Below are 19686 nucleotides of genomic sequence, written 5' to 3'. Positions count from 1 at the left end.
CCTCGCCCGCCAGCGCATCAGCGTCCTGTTCGCGATGCTCCGCGACGGCACCTTCTACGAGTCCCGAACCCCCACCGTCACCCTCGCCGCATGAATGGGACCAACACCCCCAAAACCGACAGCGCGGGATTGACGAACGACATAGAGGCACCCCCCCCTGATCGCTGCCGCCCGAGCCTGGACCATGCATCGCAGCAGCCAGGACGTGCACAGCGATTAGTATCGAAACCCAGTGCGATCGTCCTGCCGGATTTCTATCTTGACCGTATGGATGACACATCGCCCGAGCCCCGCCTGTTCGCGAACCGATGGCCCGAAGGAATCGGGCCGGATGGTCAGCCCATCCACCGGGAACGCTGCACCTGCTCGATCAGTACAAGGTTCAACCACGTGCCCAGGTCGGCTTTCACGAAGAGCATCAGGACACGTCTTCGGCGGGTTGGCTGCATCTTCTCGCGCTCGTCGAAGAGGCGGCTGCGGACGGCAGGGAGGAGTTCAACCCGCTCGTAGAGCTCAGCCCACAAGAGCGGCGCGACGTCATCACCCTGCCCGCGAGTATCGCCCGGTTGACCGAGGTCACGCATCTGAGGCTCTACGGCAGCAATCTCGTCCGGATTCCTCCGGAGATCGGCGCCATGACCAATCTGGAGGAGTTCAGCCCGTACACCTCCCACCGGCTGCACTGGTTCCCATACGAGATCACTCGGTGCTCAAAGCTGGCGAGGAGCACGGTCAGCACCCGCTCCCTGTTCGGCAACTTCAAGCTTCGCCCGCCCTTCCCCCAGCTGCGGACGACGAGCGAGGCCCAATCCGGCGGCCACCTCGCCGCGCTCGACCCGAAGGAGTGGGGCACGACAGCAATCAGCACGTGCAGTGTCTGTGACGGGCCGGTGGAGGGACCAGAGCTTCACCAGCGGTGGATCTCGCTCGTGGTCGCCACCGACGTCCTGCCGCTGCTCGTCAACGCCTGCTCGACCGCCTGCGTCGCCGCGCTGCCGCCCGGCGCCGCCAAGCACGCTCCCCGGCCTCACATGGGCGGATGGGACGCGGCCCAGCCATCGGCTGACTGGGCCTGACGTCTTCCCATACGCAGCACAGCCCCGCTGGTCAGCGGGGCTGTGCTGTAGAGCTCACTCTGTCAGCTACGCATCGAGCTGTGCCGCTTCTTGGTCGGCAGAGCGGCGGTCGCCGTCGACGGGGAAGCCGAACAGCTCGGCGTGCGCGTCCATGACGGTGAGCACGGGCAGGCGTCCCTGATGCTCGCCGCCGGGGTCGACATGGCGATCGTGTCGAAGCGCCTCGGGCACTCCACGGTGACGATCACCACAGACCTGCACTCACACCTGCTGGGTGGAGTCGGGCGCGACGCGGCCGAGAAGGCGGCCTCCCTCGTGCCGCGCCGTCGGCGCGAGCAGGTCCCACTCGGGGACTCTCGTTCCCAGGTCGTTCCCAGCCAAAGGCTTGAGCTCGGCTCGCCTGATGGCACGACAGACCCCGAAAACGCCAAAGCTGCAGGTGAGATCGTTTCTTCGCCTGCGACTCGCAGTGGGGCGGGTGGGACTCGAACCCACGGCCGACGGATTATGAGTCCGCTGCTCTAACCGGCTGAGCTACCGCCCCTTTTCGGCGTGGCGCGTACAAGTGTGCGCGCCGTCTGCCGCAGCATAGCCGGTCATACGATCTCTCGCTCCGGATGGTCGGCTTCACCTGACCATGAAGACCGCATCGCCCCCTGCCCGGTTCCGGATGGCGCGAAGTACACGCGAAAGAGTCACGTGAACCCCACCCGCACCACGGAGACGGACAGCCGCGGGCACGCGAAAAAGGACCCCGCAGGGTCCTCTTCCGTTCCGCTCCCCCGACTGGACTCGAACCAGTAACCCTCCGGTTAACAGCCGAATGCTCTGCCAATTGAGCTACAGGGGATCGCGCTCCCCCGACTGGACTCGAACCAGTAACCTGCCGGTTAACAGCCGGCTGCTCTGCCAATTGAGCTACAGGGGATTGCTGCGTTTGCACCGAACCCTACCTGCCTGGCTCTGCCGGGCGGCGCGCGTTCGCTGCGACACATACATTAGCGCAAGCAGGGGGGTGCTTTGCCAATCGGTATCGCCCGGGGTGATCTCGGGTGCCCGCGGGTAGGCGGGCAGCACACGTCAGACTGAGCGTCGCACTGAGCAAGGAAGGGTGGTAGCCATGCGGTACCGGCTCACGTTCATCGCCGGACTGGCTCTCGGATACGTGATCGGCACGCGGGCCGGGCGCGAGCGCTACGAGGAGATGAAGAAGTCCGCACGTCAGTTCGCCCAGAATCCGGCCGTGCGCAACACCGCCGAGTCCGCGGCGCAGAGCGGCCGTGATCTGGCCGGCAAGGCGTACCGCTCGGTGAGCGAGAAGGTGCCCGCCTCGGTGACCGACCGGGTGCGCTCCCTGCGGGACCGCGGCCGGAACGGCGAGGACGACTGGGGCACCAGCAACACATAGGCCCTCTTCAGGATCCTGCCGGGCTCGCGGGGTCCGGCACCGCGCCCCGCCGTGTTGCCGGACCCGTCCGCCCACTGCCGCACCACCGGTACGGAAAAGCTCCGGCGGTGCGGCAGAATCTTGGGCATGGGCATAGTCGCCGGCTTGGACAGTTCTTCCGCCTTCACGCACATCGTGGTCTGCGATACGGACACCGGCGCCGTGCTGCGCCGGGGGTACGCCGCACACCCCGTCGAGGCGAAGGCCACCGAGGTCGACCCGCAGGCATGGCTGCTCTCGCTGGGTGAGGCCGCCACCGACGGACTGCTCGAAGGTGTGCAGGCCATCGGCGTCTCCGCACAGCAGCACGGTCTGGTGCCGCTCGACCACCAGGGCAATCTCGTGCGTCCGGCGCTGCTCGGCAACGACAAGCGGGCACAGGTCGCCGCCGCCGACCTGATCGACGCGCTCGGCGGACGGCAGTCCTGGGCCGAGGCGGTCGGCACGGTGCCGCAGGCCGCGCAGCCGGTGTCGAAGCTGCGCTGGCTGGCGCGGACCGAGCCGGAGGCGGCCCGGCGCGTGGCCTCGGTGCTGCAGCCGCACGACTGGCTGGTGTGGCAGTTGCTGGGGCGGCCGGCCCGGCGGACCACCGACCGGGGTGCCGCGTCCGGCACCGGTTACTGGTCGGCGGGCAGCGGCTCCTACCGGCCCGACCTGGTGGAGCTCGCGCTCGGCCACCAGGCCACGCTGCCCGAGGTGCTCGGCCCCTCCGACGCGGCGGGGACGACGCCCGAGGGACTGCTGATCTCCGCGGGGACCGGCGAGACGATGGCGGCGGCCTTCGGGCTGGGGGTCGGGGTCGGCGACGCGGTGGTGTCGCTGGGCGCTTCCGGTTCGGTCATGGCGGTGCACCACGAGGCGCTCTCCGATCCGAACGGAATGATCACCTCGTTCGCGGACGCGACCGGGATGCATCTGCCGGTGGTGTACACGTCGAACGCGGTACGCGCGCTGCGCGGGACCGCCGAGATGCTGGGCACGGAGGGGCTGGAGGAGCTGTCCGCGCTGGCGCTGAAGTCGACACCGGGCGCCTCCGGGCTCGTACTCCTGCCGTATCTGGAGGGTGAGCGCACCCCGCACCTGCCGCACGCGGCCGGGACGCTGTGCGGGCTGCGGCGCGAGTCGATGAAGCCGGAGCACCTGGCGCGGGCCGCCTTCGAGGGGATGCTGTGCTCGCTGGCCGACGCGCTCGATGTGCTGCGCGGCCGCGGCGTGGAGGTGCGGCGGGTGTTCCTGCTGGGGGCGGCGGCCGAACTGCCCGCCGTGCAGGGGCTCGCACCCGCGCTGTTCGGCACGCAGGTGATCGTGCCGCAGCCCGCCGAGTACGCGGCGCTGGGCGCGGCCCGGCAGGCGGCCTGGGCGCTGGGGGTCTCGCAGGGGACGGCCGATCCGCACACTCCCCCGGCCTGGCAGGGGGCCGCGGCGCAGGTGCTGGAGCCGGGCGAGGAGTTGGCGGTCGGGCAGGCGGTGCGCCAGCAGTACGTGGCGACGCGGGACCAGATCCATCCGGGAGCGTTCGACTCCGCGCCCTGATCCGCTCACCCTGGGTGACCTGACCGGGCACGTCTGGCGGAGGCCGTCCCTCAACACGTGTACTCGGTCTGTTTTTTTACTCGGTCTTGAATAAAAACGTTCGCGGGCGCAGCGCGCGGTGCCGGAAAATGGGGCGACTCCCGACCTCTGCCGACTCCGAGAGACACGCGTGCTCATAAAACTACTGCGGGCCTATCTCGGCCCGTACAAGAAACCCATCCTGCTGCTGGTCCTTCTCCAACTCCTGCAGACCTGCGCCACCCTGTATCTGCCCACCCTGAACGCCGACATCATCGACAACGGTGTCGTCAAGGGGGACACGGGCTACATCCTGGAGTTCGGCGGCATCATGATCGCCGTCAGCATCGGCCAGGTGGTCTGCAACATGGGGGCCGTCTTCTACGGCGCCCGCACCGCTTCCGCCCTCGGCCGTGACGTCCGGGCGTCGATCTTCGACCGGGTGCAGTCGTTCTCCGCACGTGAGGTCGGGCGGTTCGGCGCGCCCTCGCTGATCACGCGTACGACCAATGACGTCCAGCAGGTCCAGATGCTGGTGCTGATGACGTTCACCCTGATGGTTTCGGCGCCGATCATGTGCGTCGGCGGCATCATCATGGCGCTCGGCCAGGACGTCCCGCTGTCGGCGGTGCTGCTCGCGGTGGTGCCGGTGCTCGGCATCGCGGTGAGCCTGATCGTCAAGCGGATGCGGCCGCTGTTTCGCACCATGCAGGAGCGGGTCGACACCGTGAACCGGGTGCTGCGTGAGCAGATCACCGGCAACCGCGTCATCCGCGCCTTCGTCCGCGATCGTTACGAGGAGGAGCGCTTCCGCGGTGCCAACAACGAGCTGACCGATGTGGCGCTGTCCACGGGCCGGCTGATGGCGCTGATGTTCCCGACCGTGATGACGGTCGTGAACGTGTCCTCGATCGCCGTGGTCTGGTTCGGCGCCCACCGCATCGACAGCGGCGGTATGGAGATCGGCGCGCTGACCGCGTTCCTCGCCTATCTGATGCAGATCGTCATGTCGGTGATGATGGCCACCTTCATGTTCATGATGGTGCCGCGCGCCGAGGTCTGTGCCGAGCGCATCCAGGAGGTCCTGGAGACCGGGTCGAGCGTGGTTCCGCCCGTCGAGCCGGTCCGCGAACTGCGCGCCCACGGTCATCTGGAGGTCCGCGGCGCGGACTTCCGCTACCCGGGCGCCGAGGAGCCGGTGCTGCGGTCGGTGGATCTGGTGGCCCGCCCCGGCGAGACCACCGCGATCATCGGGTCGACGGGCAGCGGGAAGTCGACGCTGCTCGGACTCGTACCGCGGCTGTTCGATGTGACGGACGGTCAGGTACTGGTCGACGGCACGGACGTACGGACGCTGGACCCGACGCTGCTGGCGAAGACCGTGAGTCTCGTTCCGCAGAAGCCGTATCTGTTCTCCGGGACGGTGGCGACGAATCTGCGGTACGGAAACCCGGACGCCACCGACGAGGAGCTGTGGCAGGCGCTGGAGGTCGCGCAGGCCAAGGAGTTCGTCGAGGCGCTGGAGCACGGCCTGCACGCGCCGATCGCGCAGGGCGGCACCAATGTCTCCGGCGGACAGCGCCAGCGTCTGTCGATCGCCAGGACGCTGGTGCAGCGGCCGGAGATCTATCTCTTCGACGACTCGTTCTCCGCGCTCGACTACGCGACCGACGCCGCGCTGCGCGGGGCGCTCTCGCGGGAGACGGCCGAGGCGACCGTGGTGATCGTGGCCCAGCGGGTGTCCACCATCCGTGACGCCGACCGCATCCTGGTGCTGGACGAGGGCCGGGTCGTCGGCTCCGGCACCCATCACGAGCTGATGGACGGCAATGAAACGTACCGGGAGATCGTGCTCTCCCAGCTGACGGAAGCGGAGGCCGCGTAATGGCCGGGCCTGGCGGACGCATGATGGCGGGCGGGGCTCCGACCGACCGGTCCATGGACTTCAAGGGGTCCTCAAAGCGGCTGCTGAAGCGCTTCGCCACGGAGAAGGCGTCGCTGTACGCGATGCTGGCGGCCGGTGTGCTGAGCGTCGCCCTCTCGGTGGTCGGGCCGAAAATCCTCGGCAGGGCGACCGACCTGGTGTTCGCCGGGGTCATCGGCCGGCGGATGCCGGAGGGGACGACCAAGGAACAGGCCATCGAGGGCCTGCGCAGGACCAGCAGCGGCCTGGCCGACATGCTCTCCGGCGTGGACTTCGTCCCCGGCCACGGCATCGACTTCGGTGCGGTGGGCGACGTGCTGCTGGTGGCGCTGGCGGTCTACGTCGGTGCCGGGCTGCTGATGCTGGTGTCGACACGGATGTCGATCCGGATCATCAACCGGGTCGTGTTCCGGCTGCGCGAGGACATCCAGACCAAGCTGTCGCGGCTGCCGCTGTCCTACTTCGACCAGGCCAAGCGCGGCGAGGTGCTCAGCCGGGCGACGAACGACATCGACAACATCTCGCAGACGATGCAGCAGACGATGGGTCAGCTCATCAACTCCCTGCTCACCATCATCGGCGTGCTGATCATGATGTTCTGGATCTCACCGCTGCTGGCGGTGGTCGCCCTGGTGACGGTGCCGCTCTCGGTGGTCGTGGCGACGAAGGTCGGCAAGCGCTCGCAGCCCCAGTTCGTGCAGCAGTGGAAGGTGACGGGCAAGCTCAACGCCCATATCGAGGAGATGTACACCGGGCACACCCTGGTGAAGGTCTTCGGGCGGCAGGAGGAGTCCGCGAAGGACTTCGCCGAGCAGAACGAGGCGCTGTACGAGGCGGGCTTCAAGGCACAGTTCAACAGCGGGATCATGCAGCCGCTGATGATGTTCGTCTCCAACCTGAACTATGTGCTGATCGCCGTCGTCGGTGGTCTGCGGGTCGCTTCGGGATCACTGTCGATCGGTGATGTGCAGGCGTTCATCCAGTACTCGCGGCAGTTCTCGATGCCGCTGACCCAGGTCGCCTCGATGGCGAACCTGGTGCAGTCGGGTGTCGCGTCGGCCGAGCGGATCTTCGAACTGCTGGACGCCGAGGAGCAGGGCGCCGACCCCGCGCCGGGCACGGGCGAGCGCCCCGAGGAGCTGCGGGGCAGCGTCTCGCTGGAGAAGGTCTCGTTCCGTTACGACCCGGAGAAGCCGCTCATCGAGAACCTGTCGCTGAACGTCGAGCCGGGTCACACGGTCGCGATCGTCGGCCCGACCGGCGCCGGCAAGACCACGCTCGTCAATCTGCTGATGCGGTTCTACGAGGTGACGGGTGGCCGGATCACCCTCGACGGGGTCGACGTGTCGAACATGTCGCGCGACGACCTGCGCTCGGGGATCGGCATGGTCCTCCAGGACACCTGGCTGTTCGGCGGGTCCATCGCGGAGAACATCGCGTACGGCGCTTCGCGCGAGGTCAGCCGGGAGGAGATCGAGGAGGCGGCGCGGGCGGCCCACGCCGACCGCTTCATCCGTACCCTGCCGAACGGTTACGACACGGTGATCGACGACGAGGGCTCCGGTGTCAGCGCGGGCGAGAAGCAGCTCATCACCATCGCGCGGGCGTTCCTGTCCGACCCGGTGATACTCGTGCTCGACGAGGCGACGAGCTCCGTCGACACCCGTACCGAGGTGCTGATCCAGAAGGCGATGGCGCGCCTGGCGCACGGCCGTACGAGCTTTGTGATCGCGCACCGGCTCTCCACCATCCGGGATGCCGACGTCATCCTGGTGATGGAGAACGGCTCGATCGTCGAGCAGGGCACGCACGACGAGCTGCTGGATGCCGAGGGCGCGTACGCCCGGCTGTATTCGGCGCAGTTCGCGCAGGCGGTCGCCGAGGTCGACTGACGCAAGCGCGGCACGTGACGGGGCCCGTACCGCCGGTCTGCGGTACGGGCCCCTTTCGTCCGAGGCCGTCCGCTCCCGGGCGACGGCTCCACGGATCCGGCCCGGCCCGGCCGGGCCGTCCGACTGTCCGTCCGTCTGTCCATCTGTCCGGCCGTGTGGCCGGCCGGCCGTCTGTCCGGCCACGGCGCCCGGTCAGTCGAGGTAGCCGCGCAGCTGGTCGGCGAAGGCATGGTCCCGCAGCTTGTTGAGGGTCTTGGACTCGATCTGGCGGATGCGTTCGCGTGTCACGCCGAAGATCCTGCCGATCTCCTCAAGCGTGCGGGGCCGCCCGTCGGCCAGCCCGTAGCGCAGCTGGACCACCTTGCGCTCACGCTCGTTGAGGGTGGAGAGCACCGCTTCCAGATGTTCGCGCAGCAGCAGGAACGCGGCGGATTCGACCGGGGACGCGGCATCGCCGTCCTCGATCAGATCGCCGAGTGCGACATCGTCCTCCTCGCCGACCGGGGCGTGCAGCGAGACGGGTTCCAGGGCGAGCCGGAGCACTTCGCCGACGCGCTCCGGGGTGAGGTCGAGCTGGTCGGCGACCTCCTCGGGCGTCGGCTCGTAGCCGCGTTCCTGGAGCATCCGGCGCTGGACCCGTACGACGCGGTTGATCAGTTCGACGACATGGACCGGGACCCGTATGGTCCGCGCCTGGTCGGCGAGGGCGCGGGACATGGCCTGACGAATCCACCACGTCGCGTACGTCGAGAACTTGTACCCCCGGGCGTAGTCGAACTTCTCGACCGCCCTGATCAGTCCGAGGTTTCCCTCCTGGACCAGATCGAGCATGGTCAGCCCGCGGCCGACATAGCGTTTGGCGACGGAGACGACGAGGCGGAGGTTGGCCTCGATGAGCCGGCGCTTCGCCATCCGCCCCATGACCACCAACCGGTCCAGATCGACGGCCAGTCGGCTGTCCGGGTCCGGGGTGCTCGCGAGCCGCTCCTCGGCGAAGAGACCGGCCTCGACCCGGCGGGCGAGCTCCACCTCGTCGGCGGCGGTGAGCAGCGGGATCCGGCCGATCTCCCGCAGATACTGGCGGAAGAGATCGGAGGACGGACCGGCCGTCTCCGGTCGGCCGCGCGGCTCCGGGGGGTCGGGGGCCTCCGGTGGCTCCTCCATGAGTGCCTCGGGTGGGTCGGGTGGATCGGACGGTTTCTGCGGCTCCGCCACGGCCTCCGGATGACGCACGGCCCGGTTCTGCGCGGGGATGGCCGAGACATGCTCGGTTTCGGTCAGGGTCCGGGTCTGCACGGGGGCGACCTCCAGGTGATCGCTGCCGGATCGCGGGGATGGCGGACCACGGTCCGGTGGACCGGCCGCGCTCCGATGACTCAGGCACCGCCCCCCAGTGTGGGGGAAGACACATCGCTGCCACGAGGGGCGTGCGGGGACTTTCTGAGTCCGGTCCGTGACCGAGCGGTTACGCGGACGGGGAGGGGCGGGAGTTTCGAGCCCGCCCGGCGACGGACGACACAGCGACGGCCGAACGCGCCCGGTGCGCCGTCACCGCAGCACCGCCGACACCTCGCCCGGACCTCGGGTCAGAGCGCGTCGGCGCCGTTGTTGCGCAGCGACTCGGCGTACTGCTGGAGGACCCAGACCTCGTTCTGCGCGGCGGCCAGCTGGTCGGGCGCGACATTGCTGCCGAGGCGGGCGAGGCTGCCCTGGACGTCGTTGATCCGGCGGTCGACGGCGCGCAGCCGGACCTGGACGAGCTGCATGCCCGCATAGGTCTCGTCGATGGTCTTGCCGTGGAAGACCTCGACGGCCAGCTCGGTGACCAGATTGCGCACCCTGTCGTCGGGGGCCGCCTCCAGGACCTGGACCAGGTATTCGCGGGTCTCGGGGACGCCCATCTCGGCGCCGCCCGCCTCCGCGACGCACTGCCGGACCGCGGCGTACGGCGGGGCGGTGAACTCGTCGACCCCGTAGGCGTCGAAGGCCGGAGAGACGAGAGCGGGCTTCTGCAGGGCGAGCTTCAGCAGCTCGCGCTCGGTGCGGTGGGCAGGGCTGCGGAGGTTGAGGGCGGGGCCGGAGCGCGCGGTCGGCGCCTGGACCTGCTCGTGCCGGGGGCCGCCGCGGGGCGGGGCCTGCGCGGCGCCCCGCTGGTCACCCCGCTCGCGGGCCCAGCGGGCGAGCTGGCCGACACGCTTGACCACGAACTGGGTGTCCAGGATGCCGAGCATGCCGGCCAGTTGGACGGCCACCTCATGCTGCGAGGAGCTGTTCTTGATCCGGGCGACGACGGGCGCCGCCTCGTCGAGCGCGGCGCCGCGGCCCGCCGGGGTCTCCAGGTCATACCGGCCGACGATCTGGCGCAGCGCGAACTCGAAGAGCGGGGTACGGGGTTCGACCAGGTCGCGGACGGCCTCGTCGCCCTTGGCCAGGCGCAGATCGCACGGGTCCATGTTGTCCGGGGCGATCGCGATGTACGTCTCGGCGGCGAACTTCTGGTCGTCCTCGAAGGCGCGCAGGGCGGCCTTCTGCCCGGCCGCGTCACCGTCGAAGGTGAAGATCACCCGGGCGCTGCCGTTGTCCATCAGGAGGCGGCGCAGGATCTTGATGTGGTCGCCGCCGAAGGCCGTACCGCAGGTGGCGATGGCGGTGGTGATCCCGGCGAGATGGCAGGCCATGACGTCGGTGTAACCCTCGACGACCACCGCCCTGCTGGCCTTCGCGATGTCCTTCTTCGCCAGGTCGATGCCGTACAGCACCTGGGACTTCTTGTAGATCGCGGTCTCGGGGGTGTTGAGGTACTTCGGTCCGTTGTCGTCGTCGCGCAGCTTCCGGGCGCCGAAGCCGACGACGTCTCCGGAGGTGTCGCTGATCGGCCACATCAGCCGGCCGCGGAAGCGGTCGATCGGGCCGCGCCTGCCGTCCTGGGAGAGGCCGGAGGTGATCAGCTCCTTGTCGCTGAAGCCCTTGCCGCGCAGATAGCGGGTGAGGTGGTCCCAGCCCGCCGGGCTGTAGCCGACACCGAAATGGGCGGCTGCCGCCTGGTCGAAGCCGCGCTCGGCGAGGAACTTGCGGCCGATCTCCGCCTCGGGGCTGTCCAGCTGCTCGACATAGAACTGGGCGGCCACCTTGTGGGCCTCGACCAGCCGGATGCGCTCACCGCGCTGGTGGGAGGGGTTGTACCCGCCCTCCTCGTAGCGCAGGGTGATGCCCGCCTTGGCGGCGAGCCGCTCGACCGTCTCGGAGAACGAGAGATGGTCGATCTTCATCACGAAGGCGATCGTGTCACCGCCCTCCTGGCAGCCGAAGCAGTGGAAGAGGCCCTTGCTCGGGCTGACCTGGAAGGAGGGGGACTTCTCGTCGTGGAAGGGGCAGAGCCCCTTGAGGTTGCCACCGCCCGCGTTGCGCAGCTGGAGATACTCGGAAACGACGGCGTCGATCGGGACCGCGTCCCGCACCGCCTTCACGTCGTCGTCATTGATCCTGCCTGCCACGGGTGAAGTCTACGGGTGGGGTACGACAGCCGTGCCGCGTGCCGATGTGATCCGGGGAATCCGCCCGGCGCGGTCCGGCTCGGCGCGGCGCGGTCCGGTGCGGTTTTGGGGGTCAGCTCAGGGCGGCCAGCGGTACCGACGGGTCGGCCAGCGCGTCCGGGTCGATCTGCCGGCCGGACCTGACCAGCTGCTGCACGTCCTCGGTGACGTCCCACACGTTGACGTTCATCCCGGCCAGCACCCGGCGGTCCTTCAGCCAGAAGGCGATGAACTCGCGCTTTCCCGCGTCGCCGCGGATGACCACCTGGTCGTAGCTGCCCGGCGGCGCCCAACCCGAGTATTCGAGACCGAGGTCGTACTGGTCGGAGAAGAAGTACGGCACCCGGTCGTAGCCGACCTCCTTGCCGAGCATGGCGAGGGCCGCCGCCGGGCCGCTGTGCAGCGCGTTCGCCCAGTGCTCCACGCGCAGCCGGATGCCGAGCAGCGGATGGGCCACATTGGCGACGTCGCCGGCCGCGAAGATGTGCGGGTCGGAGGTGCGCATGGAGGCGTCGACGGCGATGCCTCCGCCGTCCTTGCGCGCGGCCATGGCGAGCCCGGCCGCTTCGGCCAGCGCGGTGCGGGGGGCGGCACCGATCGCCGCGAGCACGTCGTGGGCGGGGTGCTCCTCGCCGTCGTCGGTGCGGACCGCGAGGACCAGGCCGTCCTGGCCGATGATCTCGGTGAGGCGGACGCCGAAGTGGAAGCGGACCCCGTGGTCGGTGTGCAGATCGGTGAAGATCTGGCCGAGCTCGGGGCCGACGACCTGGTGCAACGGGGTCGGCTCCGGTTCGACGACGGTGACCTCGGCACCGTACCCGCGCGCCGCCGCCGCGACCTCCAGGCCGATCCAGCCCGCCCCGGCGATCACCAGGTGGCCGTTGTCGCGGCCGAGGGCGGTCAGTACGTTGCGCAGCCGGTCGGCGTGGGCCAGACGGCGCAGATGGTGGACACCGGCCAGGTCCGTGCCCGGGATGGGCAGGCGGCGCGGCTCGGCCCCGGTGGCGAGCAGCAGCTTGTCGTAGTGGACGACGGTGCCGTCGCCGAGCTGTACGGAGCGGGCACGCCGGTCGAGGGCGGTAACGGGCTGGCCCAGGTGGAGCTCGATGTCGGCGCCCGCGTACCAGGCGGTCTCGTGGACGAAGACGCTGTCCCGCTCCTCCTTGCCACACAGATAGCCCTTGGAGAGCGGCGGCCGTTCGTACGGATGATCGCGTTCATCGCCGAGGAGGATCACCCGGCCGCTGAAACCCTCGGCCCGGAGTGTCTCTGCCGCCTTCGCTCCTGCCAGTCCTCCGCCGACGATGACGAACGTCCGATGTGCGTCGACCACTTGATGCCTCCTCGGTGCTTGCTGCGCGGGGCCCGACTGCGAGCGTCCCGCACGCAGCGTGATGGCGAAAGAGGGTGTACACCGATCAGGTCACACCCAGTGGTCACAGGCAAGTCCGCGCGGCTCGCGGACAGGTGCGCGGACGAAGCCGCGCGGCGGTGGGAACGGGCCTCCCGCGCCGGGTGCCCCAAGCGCGGGAACACCCGACGGTGACGACACGGCCGGGTGACCGGCCGGGGCGAGGCTTCGGCCGGTCAGCGGCGGGGTCCGGTGAGCGAGGCGTGCAGCGAGCGTGCCGAGGCGTCGGTCAGGGCGGCGATCTGGTCGACGAGGACCCGCTTGCGGGCCCGGTCGTCGGGGGCGGCGTCGAACAGCGCCCGGAACTGCGGTTCCAGTCCCTCCGGGGCGCGTGCGGTCAGCGCGGCGGCCAGCTCCGCGATGACGATCCGCTGATCGGCGCGGATGGCCTCCTGCTCGGGGCGCTGCATGACGTAGCGGTCGGCGACCGCCTTGAGCACGGCGCATTCGTTGCGTGCCGCGCGGGGCACGACGAGCTCGGCCGCGTACCGGCCGAGCCGCCCCGTCCCGTAAGCCTGCCGAGTGCCGCTCTCGGCCGCCAGACAGAACCGGCCGATCAGCTGGCTCGTCGCGTCCTTCAGCCGGGCCTGGGCGACGGCCGAACCGTCATAGTTGTCCGGCCACCACTCCTGGCCGATGAGCCGGTCGAGGGCGTCGGCCAGTTCCTCGGGATCGGTGTCCGCCGGGACGTAGCGTCCGATGGCGACCGCCCAGATCGCGTTCCGCTCGGGCTCGGCGTAGAGGCAGTTCGGATCGATGTGCCCGGCGTGCAGCCCGTCCTCGAAGTCGTGCACCGAGTACGCGACGTCGTCGGACCAGTCCATGACCTGGGCCTCGAAGCACTTGCGGTCCTTCGGGGCGCCCCTGCGGGCCCACTCGAAGACGGGCAGGTCGTCCTCGTACACCCCGAATTTCGGGGAGTACGGGTCGAAGGGGTGGCCGCCGCGCGGCCACGGGTACTTGGTGGCGGCGTCCAGGGCGGCACGGGTCAGATTGAGTCCGACACTGACCAGCTCACCGGTCCGGGTGTCGGGGACGAACCGCTTCGGTTCGAGCCGGGTCAGCAGGCGCAGCGACTGCGCGTTGCCCTCGAAGCCCCCGCAGTCCGACGCGAAGTCGTTGAGCGCCTGCTCCCCGTTGTGTCCGAACGGGGGGTGGCCGAGGTCGTGGGCGAGGCAGGCCGTCTCGACCAGATCGGGGTCGCAGCCGAGCGCCGCCCCGAGCTCCCGGCCGACCTGGGCGCATTCCAGGGAGTGGGTGAGCCGGGTCCGCGGGCTGGCGTCCCAGGCGTGGCCGCGGGTACCGGGGGTGACGACCTGGGTCTTGCCCGCGAGCCGGCGCAGCGCGGCGGAGTGCAGCACACGGGCGCGGTCGCGCTGGAACGCGGTACGGCCGGGCCGCTTGTCCGGCTCGGTGTCCCAGCGCTCGGCGTCGGCCGCGCGGTAGGGGGCCGAGCCATGGTCCTGTGTGCCGTGCGCGCACTGCGTGGCGTGTGTGCACCGTGCGTCGTCTGCGCCTTGTGCTTCCTGCGTGCCGTCCATGCCGTCCATGGTTCCGACAGTAAACGTCCTGGCCGACAGCGCGGCTCAGGCGGATGCGCGCCGAGCGGCCCGGCGGCAGCTACTCGGTCGTCGCGACTTCGGCCACCCTCCGCCGGACCGGCCCCGGGGCGGGGACCTGCCCGTGCCGTCGGGTTCCGTTCAGGGAGACGAGCCCGAGCTGGGTGCCGAGCTGTGCGGTGATGCGGGTCAACAGTTGCGCCGTGCTGTCGAGGGGCAGGGACTCATCGGAATGTGCCGGTGCCGACTCCGTCATGGACCGATGGTGCGGGTCCGAGGTTGCCGCACCGTTGCGTGCGGGTGACGGGTCCTGTCCACGGGCGCGTCGAGCGGCCGGGACGGGGCCGGGGCCTGAGGGGAGCCGGGGCCGTGGAGGGCGGGAGGAGTTCTCGGCGAGGACCGGGCCGCGCCACCGAAGAGCCGATCGAGCTCCGACGTGTCCGCGGCCGGATCGGAAACGGTAACGAAATCAACGAAACCGGGAGATGGAGAACCCTTTCCCCTCATCGGTCGTCCGATCATGTGGAACAGCAGGGCGCACGGCACGAGCAGGGGGGCACCCATGGAGGAGAAGCAGCCGGGACGGGCGGCGCGGCTCGGGCGGTTCCGGCCGCGGTGGCCGCGGACGCGGCGCGGACAGCGGCGCCTCGTCCAGGGGGTGATGGTCGCCTGTGTGGCGGCGCTGACGCCCGCGACCTGGATGTACTCCGTCGCCGACGCCCGGGTCAGGACGACCGCGGACGCGCCCGCGCAGCAGGTCGCCGTGGTGTTCGGAGCCGGGCTCTGGCACGGCAGGCCGTCGCCGTATCTGGCGAACCGGCTGAACACCGCCGCCGAGCTGTACCGGGACGGAAAGGTGAAGGTCGTGCTCGTGACCGGCGACAACAGCCGGAAGGAGTACGACGAGCCCGACGCCATGCGTACGTATCTGAAGGCGCACGGCGTGCCGGACAAGCGCATCGTGAGCGACTTCGCCGGGTTCGACACCTGGGACTCGTGCGTCCGCGCGAAGAAGATCTTCGGGGTCGACCGCGCGGTGCTGGTGAGCCAGGGGTTCCACATCCGGCGCGCGATCGCGCTGTGCCGGAGCGCCGGGATCGACGCGTACGGCGTCGGCGTCGACGCCGTACACGATGCGACCTGGTACTACGGCGGAACACGGGAGATATTCGCGGCGGGGAAGGCGGTGCTGGAGTCCACGTTCAAGCGCGAACCGCACTTCCTCGGCCCGAAGGAACCCGGCATCGAAGAGGCCCTGGCGGCGGACGAGCGGTAGGGGACGCCCCGCCGCGGGGCCGCCCTTCGGACGACGACGGGAATGTGACGACAGGCGCTAGAGAGGGGCGTCCGGGGTGGTCTCGGAGGAGACCCAGTCGAGGTAGCGGGCGCTGCCTCGTACCACCGGGAGCGCGATGACCTCCGGCGTCCCGTAGTCGTGTGCCGCCAGGAGATGGGCCTCCAGTTCGTCGTACCGCTCCGCCGTCGTCTTGAGCAGCAGCTGCCACTCCTCGGTGGTCTCGATGGCGTTCTGCCAGCGGTAGACCGACGTGACGGGCGCGGAGATCTGTACGCAGGCGGCGAGCCGCGCCTCCACCGCGCCCTGCGCCAGCGCATGGGCCTTCTCCTCGCTGTCCGTCGTGGTCAGTACGGTCAGCCATGCCGGCGTCGTCACCTCGGGCTCCTCCCTGTCGGTTACGGGGTGTCCTCGCCCCCCTCGTCGATTGTCGGGGGCACAACGGCGCGGCGCAGCGTCCCGCGGTCAGGCGCCGTACGGGCGGACGGCCTTGGCGTCACGCAGCGCGTGCCCCCACCAGTCGAGCTGGTCGAGCAGTGTCTTGGCCGCCACGTCGCAGGCCGAGGGGTCCTTGGGCCTGCCCTCCTCGTCGAACAGGGCGCCCGCGTTGTGGAACGACACGGTTTCGCGGATGCCGACGCCGTGCAGCTCCGCGAAGACCTGCCTCAGGTGCTCGACCGCGCGCAGACCGCCGGAGACCCCGCCGTACGAGACGAAGGCGACGGGCTTGGCCTGCCACTCGGCGTGGTGCCAGTCGATGAGGTTCTTCAGCGGGGCCGGGTACGAGTGGTTGTACTCGGGGGTGATGACGACGAAGGCGTCGGCCGCCGCCAACCTGGACGACACGGCGGCCAGTTGCGCCCGCGCATCGGCGTCGGGCCGGTAGGAGAGGGCGATCGGGAGTTCGAGCTCCGCGATGTCGATCAGGTCGGTCTCGATGCCGGGCCGGCGGGCGGTGTGCGAGAGGAACCAGTCGGAGACGACGGGGGCGAACCGTCCTTCGCGATTGCTGGCGAGAATGACCGCGACCTTCAGGGGCGCGGTGGAGGCGGTAGCGGCCGCCGTGGCTGAGGGCGCTGTGGTGAGGTCCATGCGGAGAGGCTCGTATGTCAACCATGGTTGAGGTCAAGTCCCGTCCATCGGCGTCCGCACCTGGCGCCTCGCGGCATACCGTGGACGGCATGACGACTCCCCCTCCCGCGCCCTTCCCGTACGCGGAGTTCAACGGGCACCCGGCCACCGAGGCGGATCTGCGGATTCCCGCCTTCCTCAACTACGGCCATTTCACGGCCATGCAGGTCAGGGACGGAAAGGTACGCGGCCTCGCCCTGCATCTGGCCCGGCTGGACTCCGCCAACCGGGAGCTGTTCGAGCGCGCCCTGGACGGGGAGCGCGTGCGTGAGCTGATCCGGCACGCGCTGGACGGTGCGGGGGTTCGGGACGCCTCGACCCGGGTGTACGGCTTCCTGCCGCCGGGCGACGCGGAGACCACCGTCATGGTCACGGTGCGCGGACCGGCGCGGAAGTCCGCCGAACCGCACGACCTGATGTCCGTTCCCTACGCCCGGACCGTGCCGCACATCAAGCGCCCCGGCGAGTTCGGCCAGACGTACTACGCGACACTCGCCGCCCGAGCCGGTTTCGACGAGGCCCTGCTGACCACGCCGGACGGCGCGGTGACGGAGGGAGCGATCACCAACATCGGTTTCTGGGACGGCACTTCGATCGTCTGGCCGGACGCGCCCTGCCTGCGCGGCATCACCATGGCACTGCTGGAACAGGAGCTGCCCGGCGTGGGGCTGGAGTCCGTACGCCGTCGGGTGGCGCTGGACGGGATCGGCACGTTCGGGGCGGCATTCCTCACCAACTCGCAGGGGATCGCACCGGTCCGGCGGATCGACGACTTCGCGTTCAGGGTGGACGAGGAGCTGATGAGGCGGATCGGGCAGGCCTACGACGACGCGCCGTGGGACACGATCTGACACCTCCTGGCTCACGCCGGGCACCCGTGGCCCACCCGGCGCTCCCCCGCCGGTGCGGCATGGGGCATACGGATCCACATCGGGACCGCCCCGCTCCCGGACGCCAGGGGGCAGCCGCTCCACGCCCGGGTGTCTGCGCGCGTCGTCGGCCGGTCCGCGGCCACGCCGGCCCGAGAACACCGCGCCCCGGGACTCCCGACGCGGAACCGCCCTCACCGGACCCAGGGGGGTGGGTCCGGTGAGGGCGGCGGCCGGGAGCGGCCCGGTGCACCGTCCCGTGGGGGGTGTCAGACGTGTGCCCGACACCCACGAGGTCATGCATGTGATGTGCGCCACTTTCCCCCGGGAGGGCCTCACCCGTTCGGCACCGGTCGGTAAAGGACCGGTCATCCTCGCTTCGATCACCGCTGTGACCTGCACACATACCGCTTGGCAAGGATGCCGCGCCGGGCCGTTCGAGTGAAAGCTGACTTGGTGTCAACAGGCGTGGAGGACGGGCCGCCCGTTAGCTCGGAGTCAGGACACACCTACTCGCGCAGTTGCCGGAGGAACCCCATGCGTCCTGCTCGCCCAGTGACCGGTATCGCCGCTTCCGCGGTCACCATAGCCACGCTCGGTCTCTTCTCCGCAGGGCCGCCCGCGTACGCGAGTGATATCGGCACTCTGCGGATCGGCGCGGCGGGCGCACCACGGGCCAACGGCGACCAGGAGGGGCACGGCCGCGACGGGGACGGAGCGAACGACTCGTCCGGATCCGGGCTCAACACCCCCTTCGGTCTCAACGTCCCCTCACTCCTCGACTCCGTCGGCGGGCTCAACGCCTTCTCCGGGCTCAGCGCCCCCTCCAGGGAGGGCTCGAACGAACGCGGGAGCGGGGATCGCAACCAGTCCGGGGACAGGAGCTCGGGCAGCCACGACAGTTCGTCGGGACACAACAACTCGTCTTCGGGGCAGGACAGTTCGTCCGGGCGCAACGACTCGTCGTCCGGACGCGACAACTCCGGACGCGACAGCCCGGGGCGCGACGGCTCCGGAGGCGACAGCTCCGGGCGGGACAACGCGGGACGGGATTCGTCCGGCCGCGACAACTCGTCCGGAAAGGGTGATTCATCCGCGTCCAACACCCCCAGCGGGCACGTCAAAACAGGCGTCGGCGGCAGTGTCCGGCCCGACACCTCCCAGATCGCGGCGGGCGCCGGCGTACTCGCCGCGACCGTCGCCGGCGGAGCCTGGCTCCTGCGTCGCCGGGCGAGCGGCACGCAGGAAGCCGGCTGACGGAGACGGATTCACGTCTCCGTACCGCCTGGAATCCGTCCCGGTGGCCGCGCGGCCACCGGGACGGGACCGTCTCCGCACCCGTACTGTCTCCGCCACGTCACCCGGAGGACGACCGTGTCCCAGAAGGCCCAGGGCTGGCTGCTGGTCATCGCGGCGCTGGCCGGTATCTGGCTGATCCGCCACGGCGCCGGCGCCCAGCTGATCCCGCCCCAGCCGGCCTCCGCGCAGGCCTTCGCCGGCGGCCCCGGGCCGCAGCCGGGGTCCCCGGTCGCCGAACCGCTGGGGCCGTCGTCGCCCGTGCGGCTCCGCATCCCGAGCATCCGGGTGGATGCCCCGATGATGCGGCTGGGGCTCGGGGCCGACGGCAGTCTCGACGTTCCGCCGGCCGGAAACCGCAATGTCGTCGGCTGGTACCGGGACGGCACTCCCCCCGGCTCCAGGGGCAGCGCGATCATCGCCGGTCATGTCGACAACGCGCAGGGGCGGTCGGTCTTCTACGACCTGGGCGCCCTGCAGAAGGGCAGCAAGGTCGAGGTGGTCCGTCAGGACGGGCGTACCGCCGTCTTCTCACTCGACGCGATCGAGGTCTACAAGAGCCGGAACTTCCCCGACGAGCGGGTGTACGGGGCCTCGCCCTACGCCTCGCTGCGGCTGATCACGTGCGGCGGCGGCTTCTCGAAGACGACGGGTTACGAGGGCAATGTGGTGGCGTACGCGCACCTCACCGGGGTGCGGTGAC

The 19686-nt window shown here is 70.1% G+C and carries 17 protein-coding genes, 3 tRNA genes and 1 pseudogene; 9 read left to right on the top strand and 12 right to left on the bottom strand.

The features are described 5' to 3' along the window. Positions 1–335: 335 nt before the first annotated feature. Positions 336–584: a hypothetical protein gene (locus ABZ826_RS01450; RefSeq protein ID WP_361440410.1), complete on the bottom strand. Its 249-nt coding sequence runs from the start codon at positions 582–584 to the stop codon at positions 336–338. Between ABZ826_RS01450 and ABZ826_RS01445 the strand changes: the two genes are divergently transcribed. After that, entirely contained in the window at positions 567–1076 is a 510-nt protein-coding gene (locus tag ABZ826_RS01445; RefSeq protein WP_361440407.1) for a leucine-rich repeat domain-containing protein, read from the top strand. The two genes, ABZ826_RS01450 and ABZ826_RS01445, sit on opposite strands and share 18 nt — an antisense overlap. Before the next feature lie 66 nt (positions 1077–1142). Here the strand turns inward: ABZ826_RS01445 and ABZ826_RS01440 are convergent, their stop codons facing one another. The 4 genes from ABZ826_RS01440 to ABZ826_RS01425 all read right to left on the bottom strand — a co-directional run bounded on the left by ABZ826_RS01440 (position 1143) and on the right by ABZ826_RS01425 (position 2004). Then, positions 1143–1307 (bottom strand): hypothetical protein, encoded by a 165-nt coding sequence (locus ABZ826_RS01440; protein WP_361440404.1) that lies wholly within the window; start codon positions 1305–1307, stop codon positions 1143–1145. A gap of 239 nt (positions 1308–1546) precedes the next feature. Beyond that, positions 1547–1620: transfer RNA gene (locus ABZ826_RS01435), tRNA-Ile, on the bottom strand. A gap of 233 nt (positions 1621–1853) precedes the next feature. After that, positions 1854–1926: transfer RNA gene (locus ABZ826_RS01430), tRNA-Asn, on the bottom strand. A 5-nt stretch (positions 1927–1931) separates the two neighbouring features. Then, positions 1932–2004, bottom strand: a tRNA-Asn gene (locus ABZ826_RS01425). A gap of 192 nt (positions 2005–2196) precedes the next feature. On the opposite strand from ABZ826_RS01425, the gene ABZ826_RS01420 reads away from it, so the two are divergent. The 4 genes from ABZ826_RS01420 (at position 2197) to ABZ826_RS01405 (ending at position 7890) form a co-directional block, all read left to right on the top strand. Continuing rightward, positions 2197–2484, top strand: coding sequence for a YtxH domain-containing protein (locus tag ABZ826_RS01420; RefSeq protein ID WP_361440401.1), 288 nt, complete (start codon positions 2197–2199; stop codon positions 2482–2484). Positions 2485–2610: 126 nt separating this feature from the next. Then, on the top strand, positions 2611–4056 hold the full coding sequence (locus tag ABZ826_RS01415; RefSeq protein WP_361440398.1) for an FGGY family carbohydrate kinase: 1446 nt from the start codon (positions 2611–2613) through the stop codon (positions 4054–4056). 169 nt (positions 4057–4225) lie between these two features. Further along, a complete protein-coding gene (locus ABZ826_RS01410) occupies positions 4226–5959 on the top strand; it encodes an ABC transporter ATP-binding protein (protein WP_361440395.1) in 1734 nt (577 codons plus the stop codon). Then, positions 5959–7890, top strand: a complete 1932-nt coding sequence (locus ABZ826_RS01405) for an ABC transporter ATP-binding protein (protein ID WP_361440392.1) — start codon at positions 5959–5961, stop codon at positions 7888–7890. Before ABZ826_RS01410 ends, ABZ826_RS01405 begins: the two co-directional genes overlap by 1 nt. A gap of 192 nt (positions 7891–8082) precedes the next feature. Here ABZ826_RS01405 and ABZ826_RS01400 read toward each other — a convergent pair whose 3' ends face one another. From ABZ826_RS01400 to ABZ826_RS01380, 5 genes and pseudogenes are all read right to left on the bottom strand, one after another. Next, positions 8083–9186, bottom strand: coding sequence for an RNA polymerase sigma factor (locus ABZ826_RS01400; protein WP_361440389.1), 1104 nt, complete (start codon positions 9184–9186; stop codon positions 8083–8085). Between the two features lie 290 nt (positions 9187–9476). Then, positions 9477–11384 carry a DNA primase gene (gene dnaG / locus ABZ826_RS01395; RefSeq protein WP_361440386.1) on the bottom strand — a complete coding sequence of 636 codons (1908 nt, stop codon included), beginning with the start codon at positions 11382–11384 and terminating at the stop codon, positions 9477–9479. Positions 11385–11496: 112 nt separating this feature from the next. Continuing rightward, positions 11497–12756: an FAD-dependent oxidoreductase gene (locus ABZ826_RS01390; RefSeq protein WP_361440383.1), complete on the bottom strand. Its 1260-nt coding sequence runs from the start codon at positions 12754–12756 to the stop codon at positions 11497–11499. A gap of 254 nt (positions 12757–13010) precedes the next feature. Further along, a complete protein-coding gene (locus ABZ826_RS01385) occupies positions 13011–14375 on the bottom strand; it encodes a deoxyguanosinetriphosphate triphosphohydrolase (protein ID WP_361440440.1) in 1365 nt (454 codons plus the stop codon). Positions 14376–14520: 145 nt separating this feature from the next. Further along, positions 14521–14649, bottom strand: a pseudogene (locus ABZ826_RS01380) (sirohydrochlorin chelatase); the annotation flags it as partial. A 306-nt stretch (positions 14650–14955) separates the two neighbouring features. Between ABZ826_RS01380 and ABZ826_RS01375 the strand changes: the two are divergent. Further along, positions 14956–15669 (top strand): ElyC/SanA/YdcF family protein, encoded by a 714-nt coding sequence (locus ABZ826_RS01375; protein WP_361440380.1) that lies wholly within the window; start codon positions 14956–14958, stop codon positions 15667–15669. 57 nt (positions 15670–15726) lie between these two features. Here the strand turns inward: ABZ826_RS01375 and cutA are convergent, their stop codons facing one another. Both cutA and ABZ826_RS01365 read right to left on the bottom strand, forming a co-directional pair. After that, positions 15727–16065 (bottom strand): divalent-cation tolerance protein CutA, encoded by a 339-nt coding sequence (cutA, locus tag ABZ826_RS01370; protein ID WP_361440377.1) that lies wholly within the window; start codon positions 16063–16065, stop codon positions 15727–15729. Between the two features lie 87 nt (positions 16066–16152). Then, a complete protein-coding gene (locus ABZ826_RS01365) occupies positions 16153–16779 on the bottom strand; it encodes an NAD(P)H-dependent oxidoreductase (RefSeq protein ID WP_361440374.1) in 627 nt (208 codons plus the stop codon). Positions 16780–16868: 89 nt separating this feature from the next. Between ABZ826_RS01365 and ABZ826_RS01360 the strand changes: the two genes are divergently transcribed. The 3 genes from ABZ826_RS01360 to ABZ826_RS01350 all read left to right on the top strand — a co-directional run bounded on the left by ABZ826_RS01360 (position 16869) and on the right by ABZ826_RS01350 (position 19685). Further along, positions 16869–17669, top strand: a complete 801-nt coding sequence (locus ABZ826_RS01360; protein ID WP_361440371.1) for an aminotransferase class IV family protein — start codon at positions 16869–16871, stop codon at positions 17667–17669. Positions 17670–18224: 555 nt separating this feature from the next. Beyond that, positions 18225–18944: a hypothetical protein gene (locus ABZ826_RS01355; RefSeq protein ID WP_361440443.1), complete on the top strand. Its 720-nt coding sequence runs from the start codon at positions 18225–18227 to the stop codon at positions 18942–18944. A gap of 117 nt (positions 18945–19061) precedes the next feature. Next, positions 19062–19685: a class F sortase gene (locus ABZ826_RS01350; protein WP_361440368.1), complete on the top strand. Its 624-nt coding sequence runs from the start codon at positions 19062–19064 to the stop codon at positions 19683–19685. Position 19686: the final 1 nt, after the last annotated feature.

This window comes from Streptomyces sp. NPDC047515 (genome assembly GCF_040643055.1).
Taxonomy (GTDB): Bacteria; Actinomycetota; Actinomycetes; order Streptomycetales; family Streptomycetaceae; genus Streptomyces.
Note: the sequence above shows the minus strand (reverse complement) of the source record. Positions and strands in the feature narration are given on the sequence as shown.